We start from the raw sequence: 16,979 nt of genomic DNA on the forward strand, positions 1-16,979 counted from the left end.
GGAAATGGCCAAGATCACCAATGTAGCGGTCCAGATGGACCATGTCGAAGGCATCAATATCGCAGGTGATTCCACCTTCGCCATGAGCCTGGAAGCCCAGGCGCGCGGCTACCGGCTGTTCCATTACACGCCCGACCGCCTGAGCTTCCGCGACGGCAAGCTCTTTGCCAGCGTCGAGCCGATGCTGCTGCGCGACATCAAGGGTGATCACTACGAACTCGGCACGCCCGAGCGCGTCGACCTCTCGACCATGGATGTCGTGCTGCTGCGCCAGGACCCGCCCTTCGACATGGCCTATATCACCTCGACGCATCTGCTTGAGCGCATCCACCCGAAGACGCTCGTCGTCAACGATCCGGCCTGGGTGCGCAATTCGCCGGAGAAGATCTTCGTCACCGAATTTGCCGATCTGATGCCGAAGACGCTGATCACCAAGGATGCCGCCGAGATCCGCCGCTTCCGCGACGAGATGGGCGATATCATCCTGAAGCCACTCTACGGCAATGGCGGCGCCGGCGTCTTCCATTCGACCCGCGACGACCGCAACCTCTCCTCGCTGCTCGAGATGTTCGGCCAGCTGTTCCGTGAGCCCTTCATTGCCCAGCAATATCTGCCCGACGTGCGCAAGGGCGACAAACGCATCATCCTGGTCGACGGCGAATTCGCCGGCGCCATCAACCGCGTGCCGGCCGAACATGACAGCCGCTCCAACATGCATGTCGGCGGCCGCGCCGAGGCGACCGAGTTGACCGCGCGCGAAAGCGAAATCTGCGCCCGCATCGGCCCGGCGCTGCGCGAGCGTGGTTTCCTGCTCGTCGGCATCGATGTGATCGGCGATTACATGACCGAGATCAACGTCACCTCTCCCACCGGCATTCGCGAGGTCAAGAAATTCGGCGGCGCCGATATTGCGAGCCTGCTCTGGGACGCGATCGAGCGCAAGCGCGGCTGATCTCGGCTCGTAACCCCACGCGCCTGCTATGACCGGGTACAACCCCGGTCACAATGTATGTCTGACTGCGTTCCTTGATTGTTCTTGTTTTAGTCCTGTTTCCGTGCCAGATTGCAACCGCTGGCCCTGAAGGGTTGCAGGCGCTATAAGAGTTTGCGGGACAAGGGATGGGCATATGGTCGCGCGTGTCAGTACGGTGGCATTTCAGGGCATCGAAGGTGTGCCGGTCGAGGTGCAGGTCATGGTCGCTCCCGGCAAGGTCGGCATGCAGATCGTCGGCCTGCCCGACAAGGCGGTGGCCGAAAGCCGTGAGCGCGTGCAGGCAGCCCTTCACGCCTCCGGCCTGGCGCTGCCGGGAAAGCGGGTGACCGTCAATCTGGCGCCTGCCGATCTGCCGAAGGAAGGCTCGCATTTCGATCTGCCGATCGCGCTGGCCTTGATGGCTGCCCTCGGCGCCATTCCCGCCGATGCGCTGTCGGATTTTGTCGTCGTCGGCGAGCTCAATCTCGACGGCACGATCGCCGCCATATCTGGCGCGCTGCCGGCGGCAATCGGCGCCAATGCGCTCGGCAAGGGGCTGATCTGCCCGGCTGAAAGCGGCGCCGAAGCCGCCTGGGCGGGCGCCGATGTCGATATCCTCGCACCCCGCAGCCTGATTGCCCTTGCCAATCATTTCCGCGGCACGCAGGTCCTATCCAGGCCGGAGCCGTCGATCCGCGCCAATGCCGCCAACCTGCCGGATCTTGCCGAGATCAAGGGCCAGGAAAGCGCCAAGCGCGCACTCGAAGTGGCCGCCGCCGGCGGCCATAATCTCTTGATGGTCGGCCCTCCCGGTTCCGGCAAGTCGATGCTGGCGGCCAGGCTGCCGTCGATCCTGCCACCGCTTTCGGCCGCCGAGCTGCTCGAGGTGTCGATGGTCCACTCGATCGCCGGTCAGCTCTCCGGCGGCAAGCTTTCCGACCGCCGGCCCTTCCGCACCCCGCATCATTCCGCCACCATGGCCGCCCTCGTCGGCGGCGGCCTGCGCGTCCGTCCCGGCGAAGCCTCGCTTGCCCATCACGGCGTGCTGTTTCTCGACGAGTTTCCCGAATTCACGCCGCAGGCGCTCGATGCGCTGCGCCAGCCGCTCGAAGGCGGCGAATGCGTCATCGCGCGCGCCAATCACCGCGTCTCCTATCCGGCGAAATTCCAGCTGATCGCGGCGATGAACCCCTGCCGCTGCGGCATGGCCGGCGAGCCGGGACATACCTGCGCCCGCGGCCCGCGCTGCATGAGCGATTACCAGGCCCGCATCTCCGGCCCGCTGATGGATCGCATCGATATCCGCATCGACGTGCCGGCCGTCTCCGCCGCCGATCTGATCCGGCCGATGGCGGCGGAAAGCAGCGCCGACGTCGCCCGCCGCGTCGCCCGCGCCCGCGAGATCCAGCAGCAACGCTTCGAAAGCGCCGGGGCAAAAGGCATCGGCACCAATGCCCGCTGCTCCACCGCGATGATCGAGAAACTGGCCGAGCCCGATGCCAGTGGCCTCCAGCTGCTGCGCGACGCCGCCGAAAAGATGAAATTCTCCGCCCGCGGCTACCACCGCGTCCTCAAGGTCGCCCGCACGCTCGCCGATCTCGACGGCAAACCAACCGTCGGCCGCATCCATCTCGCCGAAGCGATCTCCTACAGGATCGCCGGCGAAAGGCTGACGGCTGCGGCGTAGGAAATAAGGGCGCCGAGCGGCTCGATTCTCTGCGAAGATGACTTGACCGGGATAGCCCCGGCCAGAGTCCCTGCCTAAGTTACCGAGGCCCCCGGACAGCGCCGTCGAGAGATAGCGTTCGGCCCCGGTGCTGCGGCGAAGCTGGTCAATCTGGCGCTGGCCGGCCTGCTGAAGGGGGGCTCGCATTTCGATCTGCCGGCCGCGATCGGCGCCAATGCGCTGGGCAAGGGGCTGATCTGCCCCGCCGAAAGCGGCCCCGAAGCCGCCTGGGCATGCGCGGATGTCGATATTCTCGCACCCCGCAGCCTGATTGCCCTTGCCAATCATTTCCGCGGCACGCAGGTGCTGTCGAGGCCGGAGCCGTCGATCCGCGCCAATGCCGCCAACCTGCCGGATCTTGCCGAGATCAAGGGCCAGGAAAGCGCCAAGCGCGCGCTTGAGATCGCAACGCCGGGGGGCCACAATCTTTTTAAGGTGCATTATTCTGTTTTTTCATCAGCCTTCACGGGCAGTTTTTCAACGAAAATTTAGCGCTATTACCGGCACTTTCATTACAAACCTACACTTTTTAATTGCGCAACCGCGTTTTCCTGGTAACAACTAATAAAAAATTGGGGACTTCTATGCTTAAGCTATTCTCGCTTTCCAGTTCTTTATCAATATTGTTCCTCGCATCTGCGCACGCGGAAAGCCAAGTACAGCTAAGCCACGTCCCTTCGCAAAGTCAGGTTGAAGATTTCAATGAGCCTCGCGGTGCGTCAAAAGGAGTAGAAGCAAGGCCTATACTAGTTATCGCGAGCGAACTCATAAAGTACTTCGAGGGATGGTATCCGTCCGCTTATGATGATCCAGCGGCCTACTGTACCATCGGTTATGGCCATCTTATTGCACTACAAGCCTGTGCGAGTATAGATCTTGGTGAGTTTGCCAGACCTCTGTCAAAGGGGGCCGGAGCCGCGCTTTTGGAGAAAGATACGCGTACTGCAAGAATCGCAGTCCAGCGATATGTGAAAGTAGATCTCTCGGATGAGCAATTTAGCGCTTTGGCATCTTTCACGTTTAACGTAGGCAAGGAAAAGTTTGCAGATTCAACGCTGCTTGAACTGGTGAACGATGGCGATTTTGACGCAGCTGCGAATCAATTCGGCCGATGGATAAAGGCGAAGGGCAAGGTTCTGCCTGGACTGAAAGATCGTCGTGCATGTGAAGCTGCGTTGTTTCGAGGAAATCTCCAATCAGGAAAAAATAGTACGTTTGACCGGTCTGATTGCGCCGGATTGGGTGTAGCGAGTGGCGCGGGTCCAGTCATCGATATTTTTGTTGGAGAGTAAAGTGAAGGCCGTTTGGTGGATCCGGAGGACCTTCATTATCGTGGTAGCTGCCTATCTCAGCCTCACCTGCACGGCGCTGGCTAACCCTAAAACTTGTGTGAAACGATATTACAAAGAACGGGTATCAGAAGGATCTGCAGCCGGGATTGCTGCCACGGACGCAGAACGACTCGTTCAGGAGGTCGCTTCTTCAATTGGCTTGGATAAGGGGTTCACCGTGGTCCCCTGCTACATCGAAGAGAAAGCCCACGCGTGGTATGCGTCTTCCGACTCAGACGGTGTGCCTGAGGGGGAGTACCTGATATACAATCCTAAGTGGATCCAGGAAGTGATCGGCGATGATCGTACCCAGGCGATTGCTATCTTTGGCCATGAACTGGGTCACCTCCTTAATCGCCACTTTACTGCACAAAGGAAACTTTCAACTAAAGTCCAAGAAACGCAGGCGGACCGCTTTGCCGGTTGTGCCGTAGCAAGAATGAATGGCGATTGGGCGGGCCTGGAAGATGTTCTCAGTCGTTTAAGAAATGTGAAGGACGATGAGTATCCGAACAGAAATGAAAGCCTTGCCGCGGCAAGAAAAGGATTTGAAACTTGCGGGGGCAGCGTCGTTCCAAAGAAGATAGCCAAGCCGCTGTTCCCTTACGTAGGGCCACCGGTCACCGCCTCAGTCGGAGATCTTTCGGCGAAGTATCCGAGCGGCAAGTGGTATGCAGCCGACGACGATGGTGGTGCTTTTTTCTATATCACAGACGTCCTCGGCGAAGAGATGACTTTGATTTTCACAACCTACAACGGCGGTCAGGATGTGAAGAAAGCGGAGTTTCAAACGGTAGCTAGATATGACGTCAACAGCAATGGAACCCTTGACCCTGCAAATAGAAAGAAAAAGGCACACGTCGAACGCATGTGCGGCCCCTATTATGAGCATCTTCGGGCTACGCTAGAGTCCTCGCAGGGCGGCATCTTAGATCGGCCGGTAGAGCGTTCAAGAGACCTCGCGACAGAGCGGCGTTTTGAGACCAACTACTGCAAATATTCTCGAGACAACAAATGTCAGACAAGAGGTACGACGCAAGAAACGAAGATTAATTTCAACGCGCTAGGAAAAGTATCCCTAACTCGATACTATACGAAATATGTCCATTACGAGCCTTTCCAAACCTCGGAGGGCAAGCAACAATGGACGTCAAAAACGACGTGGGAATGCGGCTTGGCGACTAAGGTGGCCGAGCCTTCCGAATTGGTGAATTTATCGCGCTAATTAGCACCCTGGACCGCAACTTTTTGAGTTCTTAGCGGAATAACCTAGTCTGCGCTGCTGTTATTTCTTCATAGAATTGACGACAACATGTTGATGGTCGACGAAGGCCGGATCGTGATGCGGTTAGTCCATGGAAGAGAAAATCCACGGGCTGTTGAACACTCGATACCTGTGGTTGATACTGTCGCCAATTGCTTGGTAAGGTGATAGTGCATCTATCTATGCAGGTACAGAGTGTGGAACTTCATTCGCCAGTCGATTTTCTTGAAGCCAAAATCCCGGAACGCATAATGGACATTAGCCTTGAACAGTTAAACGAAATTGATGAAATAATTTTGCAAAAAGGCTGGAATGATCTAATAAACAACAAGGGAGATATGATAAACAGCATCACATTCGAGTTATTCGAGCGAGTAAACGATCACGAAGAGTTCGAATTACTAAAATCTCTTATACGCAGATATTTCTTGTGCACGGAATATGACCAATATTGCTTTAAAATTGCAAAGCATATTGAGGGCCTATTTTATGATGAGGCAATTATCATTATTCCGGTAAGTGACAAAGATCGCAAAATTAAAAGCGGGCATGCTGTCAGCTACGATCTCACTCGTTTCCTAGACGATGATAAATTTTCCGAAATGCTGATCCTGGAGTCGCTTGAATCCGTTGGCGATCGCATAGCAGACTTCAATATCATCGTTGTTGATGACTTTGTCGGCAGCGGGTCCCAGTTTCGCGCGTTCGTCAAGAAATGCGCAGCGAGTTACGGGTTGCAAGCGGCGAACGTCTATTTGTACTCAATAGCGATGATGGCAAAGGCGAGGGAACGCATTAGCGATTTTTGCTATGCCGCGATTCCAATGGTGGAACTCTCACGGTCTTTGTCCGATCCATCGGACCTAGGTCAAGCTATAGACCCGCTCCAAGTTTATGGTCGGATCGAAGGTAGGGCTGACGTTGGAAGAAACTTTCGTCGCGGATTTTTACGATCTGAGGCACTCGTAACCATGAAAAAGACGCCTAACAACACCTTGCCGATATTTTGGTGTAAGCACGACCAAAATGGAAAGCTATGGCCAGCGATTTTTCCAAGAGGCTGAAAGAATGGCGATATCAATCGAGGATGCGGTTCTTGTTGCGGTTGCTCGCGATGGCTCCCTTTCGTCAGTCGAGCAAATGGGCTTTACCGCCGTGCAAATTGCCGGAGCAATTCGGCAACTGCTAAAAGAAGGTCGCCTGGTTCGGAACGAGGCGAAGTTTGCCCTTGGACCCAATGTGACACTCCCGACAATTAGGCGACCCGATCCGAAACTACTAACCCAACTTACCGAATATGCGGTTGAAAAATTGGACAGAAATGCGCAGTATGTGATTGAGCATCAAACGTTCACTCAAATAAGAGAGCGAGTTAGAACCCAGCGGTAAGACCGCAGGATCGGCGAGTCGGCGATCTGGATTGGATGGTACTTTAGGCCCATTCAATGGAAATGAATTTTTCACGGAGGAAAAATGTAATTTCCATTGAAGCGCCTTACGGCGCAATACCTAAAGGTAATGGTTATTTAGTAACTGGAACGTTTGATGCTCAACTTCCGCTTTTCGAAAGAATATGTTCAGCTGGATCTATTCGATGATTTCGGAAATGAAGACAGAGGCGCGGTAGTACAGCAGTACATTAAGTGTATTTCCGACAATAAAGCCAAGCCGATACTCGACACCCAGCACCTGTCTAAATTAGTAGGATACACGGAGCAGTTTCTATTTTCCGTTTCTGCTTCTCCGTTGCATTTTTATCGAGAGTATAAAATTGCCAAGAAAAACGGCGGCGTTCGAACGCTGAATGAGCCATTGCCAACACTAAAGGCAGTGCAAAAATTTATTGCAGGTGAGATTCTGAACGACGTCGAGCCGCATAAAGTGGCCAAGGCGTTCCGCAAGAATCATACCCTGCGCGGCAACGCAGTCATTCATCGCCGACGACCATTCATGCTGAAGATCGACATCAAAGACTTTTTCTCAAATATAACTGAGCATGCAATATACACAATGTTTTTTGAGATCGGATATACTCGTCAGGTTTCTCGCCTTCTCACAGGCCTTTGCACACTTAATAACGGCCTGCCGCAAGGTGCGCCGACAAGCCCGATGCTCTCGAATTTGGTGATGCGGGAATTCGATCACACCGTGTTTGAGCATTGCGTCCAAAACGATATTTTTTACACAAGATATGCCGACGACATGGCCTTCAGCGCATCTGATGATCGGGTGAAGTCACTGATCCCTTTCATCCGATCCGAACTGAAAAAATATGGATTAGAAATAAATCAAAAGAAAACATCGTACTCTGGCCCAGGCGCCCGCAAATACGTAACGGGTATTGTCGTAAATGAGCGTCTAAATGTTCTTCGAATAGATCGGAAAAATATTCGCCAAGAAATGTATTATATCAGAAAATTTGGAATAAATGGGCATCTTCGAAAGACCAATAACAGTAGTCCAAACTACGTAGATCGGCTGATGGGAAGGTTGAACTTCGCTTTTTTCGTGACGAAGGAACCTCATTTCCTTGAAGATATGCGCTACCTGAAAGAACTGAAAAAAGTCCTTTAGACAAAGAGAGGTATAAGAATATTTGTTCTTAAACTCTTCGAATCCGACGCGTTGCTATAACGCGCTTCTGTGCTCCGTCGGAAAGTGGCAGAGCTGCGAGATGGCCCCTCTCCATCGCGTGAGTCGACTCCGGAGGCGGATTACCTCGCATCGATGTGTCGGCCATCTCCGCCGCCGATCTCATCCGACGGATGCCTGATCTGCTGCGGAGCTTTCATCCGACTGCAATAAGAGGCTCTGCGGTTCGAGTAGGTGACAACTGCAAGACGGTGCGCCGCGCGCCGTCTTGCATATAGAGCGCCAGGAAAGCCCCGACCAAGCCTTGCCTCAGCTGCCAAGCCCCTCGAACAGCACCGTCGACAGATAACGCTCGGCAAAGGACGGGATGATGATGACGATGTTCTTGCCGGCATTCTCGGGGCGGATGCCGACCTTGATGGCGGCGGTCAGCGCAGCACCCGAGGAGATGCCGACCGGCACGCCTTCGAGCCTGGCAACCAGGCGCGCCTGTTCGAAGGCTTCATCGTTGGTGACGGTGACGACCTCGTCATAGATGCCGGTATCGAGGATTTTTGGCGCGAAGCCGGCGCCGATGCCTTGGATCTTGTGCGGGCCGGGGTTGCCGCCGGAGAGGATCGGCGAGTCGGCGGGTTCGACGGCGATGATCTTGATCTCGGGCTTGCGGCTCTTCAGCACCTGTCCGACGCCGGTGATCGTGCCGCCGGTGCCGATGCCGGAGACGACGATATCGACCGTGCCGTCGGTATCGTTCCAGATTTCCTCGGCCGTCGTCTTGCGGTGGATCTCGGGATTGGCCGGGTTTTCGAACTGCTGCGGAATGACGGCATCGGGAAGGGAGGACGCCAGTTCCTCGGCCTTGGCGATGGCGCCCTTCATGCCCTTCGGTCCCTCGGTCAGCACCAGCTCGGCGCCGAGCAGCGCCAGCATCTTGCGGCGCTCGACCGACATCGTTTCCGGCATGGTGAGGATCAGCCGATAACCTTTGGCGGCGGCGGCAAAGGCAAGCGCGATACCGGTGTTGCCGGAGGTCGGCTCGATCAGCACCGTCTTGCCGGGGGTGATCTTGCCCTGCGCTTCGAGGCTTTCGATCATCGCCACGCCGATGCGATCCTTGACCGAGGCGATCGGGTTGAAGAATTCGAGCTTGCCGATCAGGTTGGCGACGACGCCCTTTTCCCGCGCCAGCTTGTCGAAGCGCACGAGCGGCGTATCGCCGATGGTCTCGGTGATCGAGGAATAGATGCGGCCGCGGCCGGGCTTGTGCGACATGGGTGTTCTCCCTTTGAAATCCTGACCCTGGAATCGAGGGGGAGAATAGGGTCAAAGCCCGGTCTAGGCCAGAGCGCGTTCGCCCTGCAGGCACGATCAGGAGAGAAAAAAACCTTTGGAAACCGTTTCTTGCCGAATGTTTATTTCAGGCAGCCCGCGTGGCGATGAAGGCCGCCGTGCCGGCGAGGATGCCTGATGCAACCCGGTTCAGCACCTGCAAGGCGCGCGGCTTTTTCAGCATCGTCCTGGCCCGCGAGGCAAGCAGCATATAGGGCACCAGCACGATGATCAGCACCACGAAGGTTACAGTGAGCAGCAGCGCGTAGTCACGCAGCCCGATATTGCCGATATCGATCAGCGTCGGCGCAAGGGCGACATAAAACAGCATCGTCTTCGGATTGCCGAGCGTCACCAGCAGGCCGGAGAGGAAGGATAGGCCGATATTGCTGGATTTCTTCGCGGCGATATCCTGCGGCAGCAGTCCCGCCGTCCAGAGTTTCCAGGCGATGTAGCCGAGATAGAGGGCGCCGGCGATCTTGATGGCGACGAACACCTCGGTGAAGGTCTGCGCCACGAAGGCAAGGCCGAGAATGACCGCGGTGAGATAGGTCATGTCGCCGAGCACCAGGCCGAGACCCATGAAGAAGGTCTCGCGGAAATTCGAGCCGAGCGCGCGGGCGACGATCGCGGTGATCCCGGGTCCCGGAATGGCCGCGGCGATGAACAGCGCTCCGGCATAGGCGATCAGGGCGGTGAGGCTCACCTTTCATATCCACTGGATTGGCTGAACCTCTCTATATCGCGTGTTGAAGCTTCATCAATGCTTCGACGCTGATCAGTCCATAAGCATCAGGAATAGGTCCGCTGAACCATGATCCACTTGGAAAGCGATCCGGCCTTGCTAGTTTTCTCTCTGCACGCGCCCTCGGCGTCCTGCGCGCTTCTCGAAGAGGAGCGCGGCGCTGTAGCGATTTTCATCACCAAGGAGAGAATGGATGTCCCCTAGCTCAGCCGAAACCCGCAGGCTTTCGCCCCTCAAGACGCCGTCCAGCCTGTCGGCCAACGCCATCACCGATATTTCGGCGGCGCTGACCGCGCTGCTCATCGATGTCTTTACGCTTTACGTGAAGACCAAGAATTTCCACTGGCACATGTCCGGCCCGCATTTTCGCGACTATCATCTGCTGCTCGACGAACAGGCCGAGCAGATCTTCGCGATGACCGACGACATTGCCGAGCGTGCCCGCAAGATCGGCGGCACGACGCTGCGCTCCATCGGCCAAATCGCCCGCCAGCAGCGCATTGCCGACAATGACGCGGATTTCGTCACGCCGGAGGACATGCTGTCGGAACTGCGCGAGGACAATGCGCAGCTCGTTTCGCTGCTGCGCGAGGTGCATGACCTCTGCGACGAGCATAATGATGTCGCAACGGCCAGCCTGATCGAGAACTGGATCGACGAGGGCGAGCGCCGCACCTGGTTCCTGTTCGAAACGACGCGCCCGCAGAGGTAATGTCGGCAACCGGGCGTGTCAGAGCGCCCGGTTCTCAGCTCTCCACCGCCCGCGGCCGCAGCCAGCGCGGCGTCCAGCCGAGATTCATCCCGGCGGCGGCAAGCAAGATGATTGCCGCACCTAATATCTGCATCGGCTGCAGCGCATGGCCGAAGGCCAGCCGGTCGACGAGGATCGCCGCGATCGGGTAGATGAAGGACAGCGCGCCGGTGAGATGTGTCGGCAGCCGCTGGATCGCGCCGTAGAGCAGCACATACATCAGCCCGGTATGGACGACGCCAACGGTGACGAGGATTGCCCAGCCCCCGACATCCTGCGGCGGATGGGAAAAGTCGGTCATCGGGGCCAGCATCAGCATGCCGGTGGCGACCTGGATGAGCGCGATCAGATGCGGCGGCGTGCCTTTCAGCCATTTCGCGGCAAGGGCTGCGAGCGCGTAGAAGAAAGCGGCACCGAGCGCCATCAGGATGCCGAGGCCGTAACCCTCCGATGCCGCCCCGCCTGTCTCCGGTTTTGCCTCGACGATGGCAATCATGCCGGCGAAGGAAAGTGTCAGCCAGAACAGCTTGGTGGCGGTGATCTTCTCGCCGAGAAAGAGCGCGCCGAGCACCAGCAGCATGAAAGGCTGGGTGTTATAAACCGTCGTCGCGATCGAAATCGTCGCATGTGAATAGGAGGCAAACAGCAAGAGCCAGTTCAAGACGATGGCGACGCCGCCAAAAATGGCGATGCCGAAGGCGCGCAACGTGATGATGCCGGGCCGTAGCAGCCCGAGAGCACCGCAGATGACCAGCAAGGTGAGCGCGCCGAACAGGCAGCGCCAGAAGACCACGCCGCTGACAGGCTGGCCCGACATGACGACGAACCAGCCGATCGTCCCCGAGATCAGCATCGCTGCCGTCATTTCCACTGTGCCCCGTCTGATGTCGCTGCCCATGATAACCTCCGCTTTCGAAGACATGAGAATATTGCGGCGGGAGACGATTTTATATAATGATAAAAAGGAAGATGGCCGATATCGCCTAATCATAAGAGGGAAATAGGTAGCCGTGGCTAATGACGTGCAATCGTTCGACGAAATCGATCAGGCCATTCTGGAGGCGCTGGCCGGCAATGCCCGGATCTCGCTGAAGGAGTTGGCGCAAGAGGTCGGCCTCTCCTCGCCGAGTGCCGCCGAGCGCCTGCGCCGGCTGGAGGAACGCGGCGTCATCAAGGCCTTCACCATCGATCTCGATCCCGCCGCCGTCGGTTATCCCCTGCAGGCGATCGTGCGTGTGCGCCCGCTGCCGGGACAGCTGCACATCGTCGAGCGCATCATCCAGGACATTCCTGAAATCGTCGAATGCGACAAGGTGACGGGCGAGGATTGCTTCATCGCCCGCCTGGTCATCCGCTCGATGTCGGAACTGGACGGCCTCCTCGACCGGGTTGCCGAAAGGGCGGAGACCAACACCTCGATGATCAAAGCCTCACCCGTCAAACGACGCCTGCCGCCGCTGTCCCGCCGGAAATAGACGGACGTCCGGGCCGCCTCTGAAGTCGCCACCGACGATACTGAAAAGGGGAGACTTCGTGCTGGCGTCGCCTAACGAGTTTCTGATTTGCCGCCGTCCAGAACATCCCGCAGGCATTTTTCAAACGGATTTTTTTCATCGATGAGAGACTGACACTCACGAATTGCATATGCCGCCGCCATTTCAGCGTTGATCCTAAACCCGGGAATTCTTCCGGGATTGAAAGTCGCAGCATCTCGGCCAAAAGCATCTTTAAGTCCAATCGTTTGCAGCAGAACTCCATACAGGCAGCCCACCGGATTGATGTTGCGGTCGACGAGCACATTGACAACCGGATTTCCTATCCGGCTCTCGCGATAGCATGTCGACGCGTCCGACGTGCTTCGGAGGGTGTCTATATCGTGAACTGCTATTTGGCCCAATTTTGCCAGTTTCAGTACATCACGATCGATGAATACGTCGAATGTCTGCGTATTTGACGGCTGGTTCTGATCACCGAAAGGCACATATGGCACCGCAGACGAGTAATCTATGGATCTACTGGCATTGAGATTGATACTGATCTCCGCGTAAGCGCTGATCGCAGAGAAGACGCGCAAAAGCTCAATCTGAAAAGATTGAATATCGCTCCTCTCCATACCCTTTGCATTGAGGACGATGTTGATCTCGATTGTTTTGTCGATGTCGAGAATCGGCACCGTCGATTTCGCCATTGCAAATGCGACGATCTCTTCCACAGACAACGAAGAGCGAATCGACTGAAGCTTTGTTGAATCGATCGCAAGCGTCGGTGTCGCAACGAGTGCTGCAGCCAGCATTGCAATCACGCGCCATGTCGCGCCCTTAAATCGCATAAGTTCCCCCGAGAATGCTGTTCCTGCCATTCATCAACCGACCAATGGCTTGAATGGTCTAATTGGCCAATCACACACCGGTGGAGCCGAAGCCGCCTGCGCCGCGCGCCGTTTCGCTGGCTTCGGGGATCTCCGCCACCCGTGCCTGCGTCACCGGCGCGATCACCATCTGGGCGATGCGCATGCCGCGCTCGATGATGAAGGGCTCTTCGCCGAGATTGATAAGCAGCACCTTCACTTCACCGCGATAGTCGCTGTCGACGGTGCCGGGCGTATTCAGGCAGGTGATGCCGTTCTTGAAGGCAAGGCCGGAGCGCGGTCGCACCTGTCCTTCGAAACCTTCCGGGATTTCGAAGATGAAGCCGGTCGGCACCAGCGCCCGCTTGCCGGGCAGAAGTGTCAGCGGGGCCGCCTCGTCGACGGCGGCGCGCAGGTCCATACCGGCCGCTCCCTTGCTTTCATAGGCAGGCAGGTCGAGGCCTTCGCCGTTGGCCAAGCGGATGAGGTTCAGCGTCGGTCTGATATCGTGATGAATGGTCATGGCCCATTACTTTGCGCGTGGAAGGGCAAGGTCAATTGCAAAGCCGGCCTTTAGTCGCTAGTTAAGCGGCAATTCCACAGGATTCACATTATGGCCGAAAGTCTCGCCGAGGCGGTCTCCCGCCGCCGCACATTCGCTATTATCGCCCACCCGGACGCGGGCAAGACGACGCTCACCGAAAAGCTGCTGCTGTTCGGCGGCGCCATTCAGCTTGCCGGCGAAGTCAAGGCGAAGAAGGATCGCATGCAGACGCGCTCGGACTGGATGAAGATCGAGCGCGAACGCGGCATCTCGGTCGTCACCTCGGTGATGACCTTTGAATATAACGACAATGTCTTCAATATCCTCGACACGCCGGGTCACGAGGATTTCGCCGACGACACCTATCGCACGCTGACGGCCGTCGATGCCGCGGTCATGGTCATCGATGCCGCCAAGGGTATCGAGCCGCGCACGCTGAAGCTTTTCGAAGTTTGCCGCATGCGCGATATCCCGATCATCACCTTCATCAACAAGATGGACCGCGAAAGCCGCGATCCCTTCGAGATCCTCGACGAGGTGGAAGAGAAGCTGGCGCTGGATACGGCGCCGATCACCTGGCCGATCGGCCGCTCGAAGACCTTCTGCGGCTCCTACAATATTGCCGCCAACACCGTGCGCGGATCGGATACCGAAGTCGAGGGAACGCCGGTAAACGGCCCGCAGAGCGTGGCCGGCAGACTGCCGGAAAACGAACGCCAGGCCTTCGTCGAGGAGACGGAATTGGCGATCGAGGCCTGCCGTCCGTTCGACCGCCAAGCCTTCCTGGAAGGCCACATGACGCCGGTCTTCTTCGGTTCGGCGCTGCGCAATTACGGCGTTCGCGACCTCATCAACGCGCTCGGCGAGTTTGCGCCGCCGCCGCGTGACCAGGTCGCCGATACCAGGACGGTGCACGCCACCGACGACAAGATGACGGCCTTCGTCTTCAAGATCCAGGCCAATATGGATCCCAACCACCGCGACCGCATCGCCTTTGCCCGCATCTGCTCCGGCAAGCTCGAGCGCGGCATGAAGGCAAGGCTTGCCCGCACCGGCAAGCAGCTCGGCCTGACGGCGCCGCAATTCTTCTTCGCGTCGCAGCGCCAGCTCGCCGACACCGCCTATGCCGGCGACGTCGTCGGCATTCCCAACCACGGCACGCTCCGCATCGGCGATACGCTGACCGAGGGTGAATCGCTGGTCTTCCAGGGTGTGCCGAACTTCTCGCCGGAGATCCTGCGCCGGGTGCGCCTGGAAGACGCGATGAAGGCGAAGAAGCTCAAGGAAGCTCTGCAGCAGATGGCCGAAGAGGGCGTCGTCCAGCTGTTTTCGCCGGAAGACGGCTCGCCGGCAATCGTCGGCGTCGTCGGCGCCCTGCAGCTCGACGTGTTGAAGGAGCGGCTGATGGCCGAATACGGCCTGCCGGTCTCCTTCGAAATGTCGCGTTTCTCCGTCTGCCGCTGGATCTCGGCCGATCAGCCCGCCGATCTGGAAAAATTCCTCACCGTCAAGCGCGGCGATATCGCCCGCGACCTCGACGGCGATCCGGTCTTCCTCGCCCAGGACGGCTTCTCGCTGCGTTACGAGTCCGAGCGTTATCCGGCAATCAAGATGGTCGCGATCAAGGAATATCACGCCGCCAAGGCGGCGTGATAGCTAACCGCCGAGCCGCTCGGCCAGGAAATCGACGACGGCGCGCACCGCCGGCAGCTGGCCGCGCCGGTGCGGCATAAGGATCGTCGTCTCGATGCTGCCGGCCGTCCATTCCGGCAGCACCCGCACCAGCCGCCCATCTGCCAGCGCCTTCCGGCAGACGGATGTCGGCAGGCAGGTAATGCCAAGCCCGGCAGCGGCCGTTTCCATCAGGACATAGGGCTCATCCGCCGCCATGACGGATTGCAGTGTCACGAGTGCCTCATCGCCGTCATCGGAGGTGAGCCGCCACTGGTTCTCCGTCAGGCTGGTCATGATCGTTGCGTGCTCGACCAGCTCCTCCGGCCGGCGCGGTTGTCCGTGCGTACTGATATAATCCGGCGAAGCCAGAACGAGGAAAGGGTGGCTGGCGAGCTTCCGCTGCACCAGCGCCGAATCCGGCAGCGGCCCGCGGTGGCTGCGCAGCGCGATATCGAAGCCTTCCTGCACGATATCGACGAAGCGGTCCGTTACGTGAACGGAGAGCCGAAGCTTCGGATATCGCGCTGCCAGCGCCGGCAGATGTTCCGTCAGGGTGAACTGCGCCGTCGGCACCGAGGCGGTGAGGCGAACGCTGCCGGCCGGTTCAGCCAGATGTCGCCGCACGATGCCTTCGGCCATTTCCGCCTCGATGATCGAGGCCTGGGCATGCTGAAAAAATTCCCGGCCGAGCTCGGTCAGCGCGAAGCTGCGCGACGTGCGCTGGATCAGCCGGACGCCGAGGCGCCCCTCCAGCTCGGCAACCCGCTTGCTGACGGTCGATTTCGGAATGCCGAGATGTCTGGCGGCGGCGGTAAAACTGCCGCTGTCGACGGCCTGGACGAAGAGATGAAGATCGTTGAGGTTGAAAGGCGCCATGACCATCTTCCACAAATGTAGACATTGCGATGCATTTATAGCCTCTACCGCAGGATCGTCCACATCAGCACATTGATCACGTCCAAAAGAGTTCGATTCTGAAAGGAACGATTGATGTCACCCATATTGTTTTACGGCGTGCCGGAAGGCTGCTCCTTCGGCTCGATCGTCGCGCTGGAATGGTCCGGTCTGCCTTATCGGCTTTGCCGCGTCGCGATGCCGGAAATGGTCTCCTCCGACGACTACATCAGGATCAATGCAGTCGGCGAAACCCCGTCGCTGCTGCTCGAAGATGGCAGGACGATCAGCGAAAGCATGGCGATCCTCCACCATATCGGCGCCCGCGCGATCGGCACCGGCCTGGGTTTTGCGCAGGGGTCGGCGGATTTCGATCGGCTGAACCAGATGCTGGCCTTTCTCAATACCACCTACTTCAAGGCCTTCGGTCCGCTCTGGTATGCGTTCGAACATCCGCTGGAGCCGCAGCAGAAACAGGCCCTCACGGCCTATGGCATCGCTGGGGTCGAAAAAGCGCATCATACGCTGGAGCGTCTGCTTGCCGGCCGCGAATGGCTTCTCGGCCACGGGCCGAGCCTGGCCGATGCCTATTTCGTCGGCATCGCCCGCTGGAACGATTTTCACAAGGTCGTCGACCGCCGGCAGTTTCCCGGCCTGCACCGCCTCTATGAGCGCATGCAGCAGCAGCCGGCCGTGCGTTTTGCCCATGCGATCGAGCATCGGCAGGAGGCGAAAAGCAGCGGCGGTTTCCTCGGTGAGGTCGATCTGGCCGAGGCCCTCGGCCTGTTGAAACAGGCGGCCTGAAAATT

Annotated in this window: 17 protein-coding genes and 1 pseudogene; 12 read left to right on the forward strand and 6 right to left on the reverse strand. The window is 58.0% G+C overall.

What is annotated here, in order from left to right:
- Nucleotides 1-4: 4 nt before the first annotated feature.
- The 8 genes and pseudogenes from gshB to QMO82_RS24700 all read left to right on the forward strand — a co-directional run bounded on the left by gshB (nt 5) and on the right by QMO82_RS24700 (nt 7,868).
- Nucleotides 5-952: a glutathione synthase gene (gshB, locus tag QMO82_RS24665; protein WP_183605396.1), complete on the forward strand. Its 948-nt coding sequence runs from the start codon at nt 5-7 to the stop codon at nt 950-952.
- A gap of 175 nt (nt 953-1,127) precedes the next feature.
- A complete protein-coding gene (locus QMO82_RS24670; RefSeq protein WP_183605397.1) occupies nt 1,128-2,660 on the forward strand; it encodes a YifB family Mg chelatase-like AAA ATPase in 1,533 nt (510 codons plus the stop codon).
- A gap of 144 nt (nt 2,661-2,804) precedes the next feature.
- Nucleotides 2,805-3,128, forward strand: a pseudogene (locus QMO82_RS24675) (ATP-binding protein); the annotation flags it as partial.
- Nucleotides 3,129-3,283: 155 nt separating this feature from the next.
- On the forward strand, nt 3,284-3,991 hold the full coding sequence (locus QMO82_RS24680) for a lysozyme (protein ID WP_183605398.1): 708 nt from the start codon (nt 3,284-3,286) through the stop codon (nt 3,989-3,991).
- Nucleotide 3,992: 1 nt separating this feature from the next.
- Nucleotides 3,993-5,255 (forward strand): hypothetical protein, encoded by a 1,263-nt coding sequence (locus QMO82_RS24685; protein ID WP_183605399.1) that lies wholly within the window; start codon nt 3,993-3,995, stop codon nt 5,253-5,255.
- 236 nt (nt 5,256-5,491) lie between these two features.
- Nucleotides 5,492-6,358, forward strand: a complete 867-nt coding sequence (locus QMO82_RS24690; protein ID WP_183631810.1) for a hypothetical protein — start codon at nt 5,492-5,494, stop codon at nt 6,356-6,358.
- Nucleotides 6,359-6,362: 4 nt separating this feature from the next.
- Nucleotides 6,363-6,683, forward strand: coding sequence for a hypothetical protein (locus tag QMO82_RS24695; RefSeq protein ID WP_183605401.1), 321 nt, complete (start codon nt 6,363-6,365; stop codon nt 6,681-6,683).
- A 156-nt stretch (nt 6,684-6,839) separates the two neighbouring features.
- Complete coding sequence (locus QMO82_RS24700; RefSeq protein WP_183605402.1) at nt 6,840-7,868, forward strand: reverse transcriptase family protein; 1,029 nt, start codon at nt 6,840-6,842, stop codon at nt 7,866-7,868.
- A gap of 327 nt (nt 7,869-8,195) precedes the next feature.
- Here QMO82_RS24700 and cysK read toward each other — a convergent pair whose 3' ends face one another.
- Nucleotides 8,196-9,158: a cysteine synthase A gene (gene cysK, locus QMO82_RS24705; RefSeq protein ID WP_183605403.1), complete on the reverse strand. Its 963-nt coding sequence runs from the start codon at nt 9,156-9,158 to the stop codon at nt 8,196-8,198.
- A 145-nt stretch (nt 9,159-9,303) separates the two neighbouring features.
- Nucleotides 9,304-9,921 (reverse strand): LysE family translocator, encoded by a 618-nt coding sequence (locus QMO82_RS24710; protein WP_183605404.1) that lies wholly within the window; start codon nt 9,919-9,921, stop codon nt 9,304-9,306.
- A 232-nt stretch (nt 9,922-10,153) separates the two neighbouring features.
- Between QMO82_RS24710 and QMO82_RS24715 the strand changes: the two genes are divergently transcribed.
- Nucleotides 10,154-10,672, forward strand: a complete 519-nt coding sequence (locus QMO82_RS24715; RefSeq protein ID WP_183605405.1) for a Dps family protein — start codon at nt 10,154-10,156, stop codon at nt 10,670-10,672.
- Between the two features lie 34 nt (nt 10,673-10,706).
- Here QMO82_RS24715 and QMO82_RS24720 read toward each other — a convergent pair whose 3' ends face one another.
- Nucleotides 10,707-11,609 (reverse strand): DMT family transporter, encoded by a 903-nt coding sequence (locus tag QMO82_RS24720; RefSeq protein WP_183605406.1) that lies wholly within the window; start codon nt 11,607-11,609, stop codon nt 10,707-10,709.
- A 112-nt stretch (nt 11,610-11,721) separates the two neighbouring features.
- Between QMO82_RS24720 and QMO82_RS24725 the strand changes: the two genes are divergently transcribed.
- The gene (locus tag QMO82_RS24725) at nt 11,722-12,186 is read left to right on the forward strand and encodes an Lrp/AsnC family transcriptional regulator (RefSeq protein ID WP_183605407.1); all 465 of its coding nucleotides are present in this window, start codon (nt 11,722-11,724) and stop codon (nt 12,184-12,186) included.
- Between the two features lie 71 nt (nt 12,187-12,257).
- On the opposite strand, the gene QMO82_RS24730 is transcribed toward QMO82_RS24725, so the two are convergent.
- Nucleotides 12,258-13,070 carry a hypothetical protein gene (locus tag QMO82_RS24730; RefSeq protein WP_246718158.1) on the reverse strand — a complete coding sequence of 271 codons (813 nt, stop codon included), beginning with the start codon at nt 13,068-13,070 and terminating at the stop codon, nt 12,258-12,260.
- 40 nt (nt 13,071-13,110) lie between these two features.
- Nucleotides 13,111-13,581, reverse strand: coding sequence for a dUTP diphosphatase (gene dut, locus QMO82_RS24735; RefSeq protein WP_183605408.1), 471 nt, complete (start codon nt 13,579-13,581; stop codon nt 13,111-13,113).
- Between the two features lie 90 nt (nt 13,582-13,671).
- Between dut and QMO82_RS24740 the strand changes: the two genes are divergently transcribed.
- Complete coding sequence (locus tag QMO82_RS24740; protein ID WP_183605409.1) at nt 13,672-15,255, forward strand: peptide chain release factor 3; 1,584 nt, start codon at nt 13,672-13,674, stop codon at nt 15,253-15,255.
- Between the two features lie 3 nt (nt 15,256-15,258).
- Here the strand turns inward: QMO82_RS24740 and QMO82_RS24745 are convergent, their stop codons facing one another.
- The gene (locus tag QMO82_RS24745; RefSeq protein WP_183605410.1) at nt 15,259-16,152 is read right to left on the reverse strand and encodes a LysR substrate-binding domain-containing protein; all 894 of its coding nucleotides are present in this window, start codon (nt 16,150-16,152) and stop codon (nt 15,259-15,261) included.
- 114 nt (nt 16,153-16,266) lie between these two features.
- Here QMO82_RS24745 and QMO82_RS24750 point away from each other — a divergent pair, with 114 nt between their 5' ends.
- The gene (locus tag QMO82_RS24750) at nt 16,267-16,974 is read left to right on the forward strand and encodes a glutathione S-transferase family protein (protein ID WP_183605411.1); all 708 of its coding nucleotides are present in this window, start codon (nt 16,267-16,269) and stop codon (nt 16,972-16,974) included.
- Nucleotides 16,975-16,979: the final 5 nt, after the last annotated feature.

The sequence above is a fragment of the Rhizobium sp. BT04 genome (assembly GCF_030053135.1).
Lineage (GTDB): Bacteria > Pseudomonadota > Alphaproteobacteria > Rhizobiales > Rhizobiaceae > Rhizobium > Rhizobium binxianense.

What these genes read in the sequence shown, in the direction of transcription:
- gshB (WP_183605396.1), top strand. Translation starts at nt 5, where the DNA reads ATGGCCAAGATCACCAATGTAGCGGTCCAGATGGACCATGTCGAAGGC.
- QMO82_RS24670 (WP_183605397.1), top strand. Translation starts at nt 1,128, where the DNA reads ATGGTCGCGCGTGTCAGTACGGTGGCATTTCAGGGCATCGAAGGTGTG.
- QMO82_RS24680 (WP_183605398.1), top strand. Translation starts at nt 3,284, where the DNA reads ATGCTTAAGCTATTCTCGCTTTCCAGTTCTTTATCAATATTGTTCCTC.
- QMO82_RS24695 (WP_183605401.1), top strand. Translation starts at nt 6,363, where the DNA reads ATGGCGATATCAATCGAGGATGCGGTTCTTGTTGCGGTTGCTCGCGAT.
- QMO82_RS24700 (WP_183605402.1), top strand. Translation starts at nt 6,840, where the DNA reads ATGCTCAACTTCCGCTTTTCGAAAGAATATGTTCAGCTGGATCTATTC.
- cysK (WP_183605403.1), bottom strand. Translation starts at nt 9,158, where the DNA reads ATGTCGCACAAGCCCGGCCGCGGCCGCATCTATTCCTCGATCACCGAG.
- QMO82_RS24715 (WP_183605405.1), top strand. Translation starts at nt 10,154, where the DNA reads ATGTCCCCTAGCTCAGCCGAAACCCGCAGGCTTTCGCCCCTCAAGACG.
- QMO82_RS24720 (WP_183605406.1), bottom strand. Translation starts at nt 11,609, where the DNA reads ATGGGCAGCGACATCAGACGGGGCACAGTGGAAATGACGGCAGCGATG.
- QMO82_RS24730 (WP_246718158.1), bottom strand. Translation starts at nt 13,070, where the DNA reads ATGGCAGGAACAGCATTCTCGGGGGAACTTATGCGATTTAAGGGCGCG.
- dut (WP_183605408.1), bottom strand. Translation starts at nt 13,581, where the DNA reads ATGACCATTCATCACGATATCAGACCGACGCTGAACCTCATCCGCTTG.
- QMO82_RS24740 (WP_183605409.1), top strand. Translation starts at nt 13,672, where the DNA reads ATGGCCGAAAGTCTCGCCGAGGCGGTCTCCCGCCGCCGCACATTCGCT.
- QMO82_RS24745 (WP_183605410.1), bottom strand. Translation starts at nt 16,152, where the DNA reads ATGGCGCCTTTCAACCTCAACGATCTTCATCTCTTCGTCCAGGCCGTC.
- QMO82_RS24750 (WP_183605411.1), top strand. Translation starts at nt 16,267, where the DNA reads ATGTCACCCATATTGTTTTACGGCGTGCCGGAAGGCTGCTCCTTCGGC.